The organism is Kitasatospora sp. NPDC091257 (assembly GCF_044757675.1).
Classification (GTDB): domain Bacteria; phylum Actinomycetota; class Actinomycetes; order Streptomycetales; family Streptomycetaceae; genus Kitasatospora; species Kitasatospora lactacystinica.
The window spans coordinates 1-6,076 of the sequence record NZ_JBIVVI010000515.1; the positions used below are offsets into that span (position 1 = coordinate 1).

Annotated in this window: 6 protein-coding genes; 4 read left to right on the forward strand and 2 right to left on the reverse strand. The window is 72.9% G+C overall.

Annotated features, from left to right (window positions below; all coding sequences use genetic code 11):
• Nucleotides 1-297: 297 nt before the first annotated feature.
• The 4 genes from ACIQOV_RS23050 to ACIQOV_RS23065 all read left to right on the forward strand — a co-directional run bounded on the left by ACIQOV_RS23050 (nucleotide 298) and on the right by ACIQOV_RS23065 (nucleotide 4,259).
• Nucleotides 298-1,146, forward strand: coding sequence for a helix-turn-helix transcriptional regulator (locus ACIQOV_RS23050; protein ID WP_359897983.1), 849 nt, complete (start codon nucleotides 298-300; stop codon nucleotides 1,144-1,146).
• Complete coding sequence (locus tag ACIQOV_RS23055) at nucleotides 1,143-1,343, forward strand: DUF397 domain-containing protein (protein WP_401051235.1); 201 nt, start codon at nucleotides 1,143-1,145, stop codon at nucleotides 1,341-1,343. The genes ACIQOV_RS23050 and ACIQOV_RS23055 overlap by 4 nt, the downstream gene beginning before the upstream one ends.
• A gap of 264 nt (nucleotides 1,344-1,607) precedes the next feature.
• A complete protein-coding gene (metG, locus tag ACIQOV_RS23060; RefSeq protein WP_401051237.1) occupies nucleotides 1,608-3,341 on the forward strand; it encodes a methionine--tRNA ligase in 1,734 nt (577 codons plus the stop codon).
• Nucleotides 3,342-3,419: 78 nt separating this feature from the next.
• A complete protein-coding gene (locus tag ACIQOV_RS23065) occupies nucleotides 3,420-4,259 on the forward strand; it encodes an alpha/beta fold hydrolase (RefSeq protein WP_401051239.1) in 840 nt (279 codons plus the stop codon).
• A 68-nt stretch (nucleotides 4,260-4,327) separates the two neighbouring features.
• Here ACIQOV_RS23065 and ACIQOV_RS23070 read toward each other — a convergent pair whose 3' ends face one another.
• Nucleotides 4,328-5,242, reverse strand: a complete 915-nt coding sequence (locus ACIQOV_RS23070) for a class I SAM-dependent methyltransferase (RefSeq protein WP_401051242.1) — start codon at nucleotides 5,240-5,242, stop codon at nucleotides 4,328-4,330.
• Between the two features lie 42 nt (nucleotides 5,243-5,284).
• The coding region (locus tag ACIQOV_RS23075; protein ID WP_401051244.1) for an NAD(P)/FAD-dependent oxidoreductase at nucleotides 5,285-6,076 on the reverse strand (792 nt) is incomplete at its 5' end.

Consider the following 6,076-nt stretch of genomic DNA (forward strand, 5'->3'; position numbering starts at 1 on the left):
GGAAGGCCGAGTACAGAGGGGAGGGGCATGGCTGTCTCCGGTCGATGATTTCGGGCGCCGCGACCATGCATCTGATGTGTCATTACGGCCGATTGACGACTGTTTGACGACTGTTTAGGCGGCAACAAGTCAGCGAGTGACACGGATGACCATAGGGTCAAGGTGCCAGAGTTGCTACCGAGCGGAACGACGTTCACTCCATCGTGGGGTATCCCCCATTTCGGTAGCTAGGGCCCGGCACGCGCGGCACACTTCACCGGAAGCATCGACGCCAGCCGCGACCCGGAGAAGAGAGTCATGCCACCCCGCTTGTCGCCGACCGTGCGCCAGCAGCGCCTCGGGATCGAGTTGCGCAGGATGCGCGAGCTCGTGGGCGTCACGCCCAAGAGCCTGGCCGCCACCATCGGCACCGACCTGCCCAAGATCTCCCAGATGGAGAACGGGAAGTCGGGCATCAGCGCCGAGCGGCTCCGGATCTGGGCACTCACCTGCGGATGCGCGGACGGCCCCTACCTGGACGCGCTGCTGACGATGACTCAGGACCGGCGCAAGTACTGGTGGGACGGCTACCGCGGCCGGCTGCCGAACGCGATCATCGACATCGCGGAGATGGAGCACCACGCCTCCTCCCTCTCCATCCTGAACAGCACCTTCATCCCCGGACTGCTGCAGACCCCGGAGTACGCCGCCGCGGTGTTCGAGCGGCTCCCCCCGCAGTACCGGCAGGAGGCCGACGTCCGGAAGGCATTCCGGATTCGGCGCCAGCAGATCTTCGTCGACCACCCGAAGCCGTACAGCGCATTCCTGCACGAGTCCGCGCTGCGCATGCAGTTCGGCGGTCCGGAAGTACTGCGCGACCAGTTGCGGAGCCTGTTGGAGAATTCCGAACGGCCCGGTGTGGAGATCCGGGTGATCCCGTTCAGCGTGCCCACCTACACCGGCTCCGGAGAGAGCCTGTACCTCGCCCGCGGACCCGTCCCGGAACTCGACACCGTCCAGATCGATCTCTCCCACGGGCCGAAATTCGTGCACACCCAGGCCGAATTGGCCTCCTACCGCCGGATCAAGGAGGAGACCGCGGCCATCGCGCTCGGGCCGGACGAGTCCCGGGACTTCATCCGGGCCTTGCTGAAAGACTTCGCATGAGTACCTGGCGCAAGGCCTCGGCCAGCGGCGAGAGCACCGACTGCGTCGAGGTCAGATCGGCGGGCGAGCTGGTGGAGATCCGAGAGTCCGACCGGCCCGAGGTCGTCGTGCAGACCACCCCCCGCAAGTGGGCCGCCTTCGTCCGCGGGGTGAAGTCCGGGGAGTTCGACCGGTACGGCGACTTCACCCGGCCGTGACGCCCGGCCCGGACGTGCCGTCCACGCCGCCCCGGAAATGCCGTCCGCCCCGGCCCGGAAGCACGGTCCATCCCGCTCCGGACGTGCGGTCCATCCCGCTCCGGACGTGCGGTCCGACCCGCTCCGGAAGTGCCGTCCGCCCCGGCCCGCCGCGTGCGCCAGGGCCCTCCGCTTGCCCTAGGCTTGCAGCCCACAGTGGACCCCTGCGCCTGACACGGCACTCCGGGTGGGGTGCGCGTGCGGGAGAAATCGGAGCATCCGAGGATGGCTCGGCACCTGATCACCAGCGCCCTTCCGTACATCAACGGGATCAAGCACCTGGGCAACATGGTCGGGTCCATGCTCCCGGCGGACGTCCACGCCCGGTACCTGCGCCGACGAGGGCACGAGGTGCTGTTCATCTGCGCCACCGACGAGCACGGCACGCCCGCCGAACTGGCCGCCCAGGAAGCCGGGTTGCCCGTCGCGGAGTTCTGCGCCCGGGCACACGACGCGCAGCGGGCGGTGTACGAGGGCTTCGGGCTCTCCTTCGACCACTTCGGCCGCAGCTCCTCGCCGCAGAACCGGGAGATCACCCAGGAGATCGCCCGCGAGCTGCAGCGCAACGGCTTCATCGAGGAGCGCGCGATCCGCCAGGTGTACTCCAACGCCGACGGCCGCTTCCTGCCGGACCGCTACATCGTCGGCACCTGCCCGCACTGCGGCTACGACAAGGCCCGCGGCGACCAGTGCGAGAACTGCACCCGGGTGCTCGACCCGACCGACCTGCTGGAGCCGCGCTCGGCGATCAGCGGCAGCTCCGACCTGGAGGTCCGGGAGACCCGCCACCTGTTCCTGCTCCAGTCCAAGCTCACCGAGGAGGTCGAGGACTGGGTCGCCGCCCACGCCGACGACTGGCCGGTGCTGGCCTCCTCGATCGCCCGCAAGTGGCTGACCGAGGGCCTTCAGGACCGCTCGATCACCCGCGACCTGGAGTGGGGCGTCCCGGTGCCCGCCGACGTGTGGCCCGAACTGGCCGCCGAGGGCAAGGTGTTCTACGTCTGGTTCGACGCCCCGATCGAGTACATCGGCGCCACCAAGGAATGGGCGGACGCGGCCCCGGCCGGGCAGCTGCGGGACTGGAAGTCCTGGTGGTACGAGGTCGACGAGACCGTCCGCTACACCGAGTTCATGGCCAAGGACAACGTCCCGTTCCACACCGTGATGTTCCCGGCCACGCTGCTCGGCTCGCGCCGTCCGTGGAAGAAGGTCGACTACGTCAAGGCCTTCAACTGGCTGACGTACTACGGCGGGAAGTTCTCCACCAGCCAGAAGCGCGGCGTCTTCACCGACGTCGCGCTGGAGCTGCTGCCCGCCGACTACTGGCGCTACTTCCTGATGGCGCACGCGCCCGAGTCGGACGACTCCAGCTTCACCTGGGACCTGTTCGCCTCGGTGGTCAACAAGGACCTCGCCGACACCCTCGGCAACTTCGTCAACCGGGTGCTCTCCTTCAGCCGCAAGCGCTTCGGCGACGACGTCCCGGGCGGGCACGCGCCGGGCCGGGCCGAGCAGCGCCTCGGCGAGCAGGTCGCCGCGCTGCTCGCCGAGTACGAGGCCCAGCTGGACGCGCTCAGCTTCCGCAAGGCGGCGCAGGCCCTGCGCGCGCTGTGGAGCGCCGGCAACGCGTACCTGGACGAGAAGGCGCCCTGGCTGCAGGTGAAGACCGACCCGGAGGCGGCGGCGCTGACCCTGCGCACCGCGATGAACCTGATCCACCTGTACGCGGTGGTCTCCGAACCGTTCATCCCGGCCACCGCGGCGGCGATGCGCGGGGCCTTCGCGCTGCCCGAGGACTCCCCGGCCGCCACCCGGGACTGGATCGCCCCGCAGGAGGCGCGGGCACTGGACCTGGTGCCGGCCGGGACGGCGTTCACGGTGCCGCCGGTACTGTTCGCCAAGATCACGGACGAGGACCTGGCGGCCTGGACGGCGCGCTTCGGCGGCTCGGCGGGCTGACCGGTGTGAACGGCCTCGCGGCGGCGCCCGGCCGATTTCCCGTTGCCCCGGCCGGTCGGAGGTTGCCACGATCCTTCGATGACGACCTTCACCGGCCCCGACGGCACCCCGCTCGGCTACCGCGTCCTCGGCGAGGGCGAGCCGCTGCTCGTCCTCGCCGGCGGCCCGATGCGCGACGCCGCCTACCTCGGCGACCTCGGCGGCCTCGCCGCACACCGCGCCCTGCACGTCCTCGACCTGCGCGGCACGGGCCGATCGGCACGCCCGGCCGACCCGGCGGGCTACCGGGTCGACCGGCAGGTGGCCGACGTCGAGGCGTTCCGGGCGCACCTCGGGCTCGACCGGGCCGACCTCCTCGCCCACTCCGCCGGCTGCTCGCTCGCCACCCTGTACGCGCTGCGGCACCCCCGTCGCACCGGCCGGCTGGTGCTGGTCACGCCCAGCCTCCGGATCCTCGGCGGCACCGCCACCGAGGACGACTACCGCGAGGCGGCCGAGGCCCGCGGCCTCGCCGACGAGGAGTGGTACCCGGCCGCCCGGGCCGCCGTCCGCGCCGCCTTCGCCGGCGGCGCCGCCGACCCCGACGCCGTGGCACCGCTCTTCCACGGCGACTGGAACGCCACCGCCCGCGCCCACGAGGCCGACTGCGCCGTCCAGAGCCACCCGGAGGCCGCCGCGGCGTACCACGGCGGCGGCTTCCGGCCCGCCGCCGTCCGCGCCGCCGTCGCCGAACTCCCGGTGCCGACACTGCTGTTGGCCGGCGAGTACGACCCCGACCCGCGGCCCGGGGCGGTCCGCGCCGCGGCCGCGCTGTTCCGCCACGCCCGTGCCGCCGTCCAGCCCGGCGCCGGCCACTACCCGTGGCTCGACGACCCGGCCGCCTTCACCCGCACGGTGGCCGCCTTCCTCGCGGGCTGACGCCGCGGGCCGTACGGCCGAGGACCGACGGCCGCCGTCCGTACGGTCGAGGACCGACGGCCGCCGGATCAGTCCCGGCGGGCCGTGTGGACGGTCATCGCGGAGAGGTAGAAGGCGTCCGGACGGTGCAGGATGCCGGTGGGGGCGTCCTCGGCGAGCAGGGCCTCCAGGGTGGCCCGGTCCTCGGCGTCGAGCTGCTCGGCGAGCTGGTCGTGGCGCCGGGTCAACTGGGTGTGCAGGTAGCCGCGGACGGGACCGGCGAGCGGGGCGGGGTGGTCGACCAGGAAGGTGCGGGTGCCGGTCGGGGTCAGTCCGGCCCGCCGCAGCATGGCCGGCCAGTCCTCGATCTCCTGGGTGCTGCCGGGCAGTTCGGCCCGCATGGCGCTGAAGCCGTCCTCGTGGGCGGCGTCCATCCGGGCCTGGAAGCCGGGCCGACCGAGGCCGAAGTCGCGCGGCAGGTAGCGCGCCGGCAGACCGCTCTCCGCGACGGCGAGCAGACCGCCGGGCCGCAGCACCCCGGCGAGCGAGGTGAGCGCGGCCTGCTGGTCGCCCAGGTGGTGGACGGCGTTGCCGGACCAGATCAGGTCGGCCTCGCCGAGCTTGCCGAACTCCTCGGGCAGGTCGGCCTGTTGGGTGCCGAGCCGACCGCCGGAGCGGGTCCGGGCGCGCTCCAGCAGGGCGGCCGACTGGTCGACCGCCACCACCTCGGCCGCCGGGAAGACCTCCGCCAGCAGTCCGGCGATGACCCCGGGGCCGCTGCCGACGTCGAGGACCCGCCGCACCTCGCCCTCCCCGTGCAGGCCGAGCAGCCACCGCCCGGCCTCGGTGACGGCGCCGGCCCGCAGGTCGGCCTCCAGCTCCAGGTGCGCGGCGAGCGCGTCCCAGTCGAGGTCGGCGGCGGGAACGTGCCCGTGGCCGTGGGAGTGCCCATGGGAGTGGGAGTGGCCGTGCCCGTGGGAGTGGCCGTGCTGCTGCGCTGACATCCGGATTCTCCGATCGTGGGTGGGTTGACGAAAGCTTCCCGCTCAGGCGGGCAGGGCGGCGCCGGACGCGCGGTACCTCCGCACCGCCCGGTCGAGCTCCTCCGCCACGAGGTCGTGGTCGAGCGCGAAGGCCGCCGCCGCGCCCATCCCGGCGGCGGTGACCACCTGGGCCCGCGGGTCGGCGACGTTGCCGACCGCCCAGACGCCGGGGAGGCTGGTGCGGCCGGTCCGGTCGGTGGTGACCCAGCCGTTGTCGTCCCGGGCGCAGTCGAGGCCGAAGAGCAGCGCGTCCCGGGGCACCGGCCGCGGGAAGACGAACACCGCCTCGCGCGGCACCACCTGCCCGGTGGCGAGTTCGACGCCGCGCAGCCGCCCGTCGTCGGACACCAGGCGGACGATCCGGCCCTCGACCACCCGGACGTCCCGGGCCGCGAGCCGTTCCCGCTCGGCGTCCGTCAGCGTCAGGGTGTGCGCGAGCAGCACCACGTCCGCCGACCACTGCCGCAGCAGCAGCGCCTGGTTGACCGCCCCCGGGCCGGTGCCGAGCACCCCGAGCGGGCGGTCGCGGACCTCCCAGGCGTGGCAGTACGGGCAGTGCAGCACGTCGTGGCCCCACCGCTCGACCAGGCCCGGCAGCTCCGGCAGCCCGTCCCGCAGCCCGGTGGCGACGACCACCCGGCGCGCGTGCAGCACCGGCCCGCCGGCCAGGTGGACCACGAAGCCCGACCCGGGGGACCCGGCCGGCTCGGCGGACTCGACGTGATCGCTGTGCTCGGCGGACTCGATGTGCTCGACCCGGGCGTCGATCAGGTCCACCCCGTACCGGGCGACCTC

Bases quoted from the DNA above. Each gene is read 5' to 3' on its own strand.
- ACIQOV_RS23050 (WP_359897983.1), top strand. From the start codon at position 298: ATGCCACCCCGCTTGTCGCCGACCGTGCGCCAGCAGCGCCTCGGGATC.
- ACIQOV_RS23055 (WP_401051235.1), top strand. From the start codon at position 1,143: ATGAGTACCTGGCGCAAGGCCTCGGCCAGCGGCGAGAGCACCGACTGC.
- metG (WP_401051237.1), top strand. From the start codon at position 1,608: ATGGCTCGGCACCTGATCACCAGCGCCCTTCCGTACATCAACGGGATC.
- ACIQOV_RS23065 (WP_401051239.1), top strand. From the start codon at position 3,420: ATGACGACCTTCACCGGCCCCGACGGCACCCCGCTCGGCTACCGCGTC.
- ACIQOV_RS23070 (WP_401051242.1), bottom strand. From the start codon at position 5,242: ATGTCAGCGCAGCAGCACGGCCACTCCCACGGGCACGGCCACTCCCAC.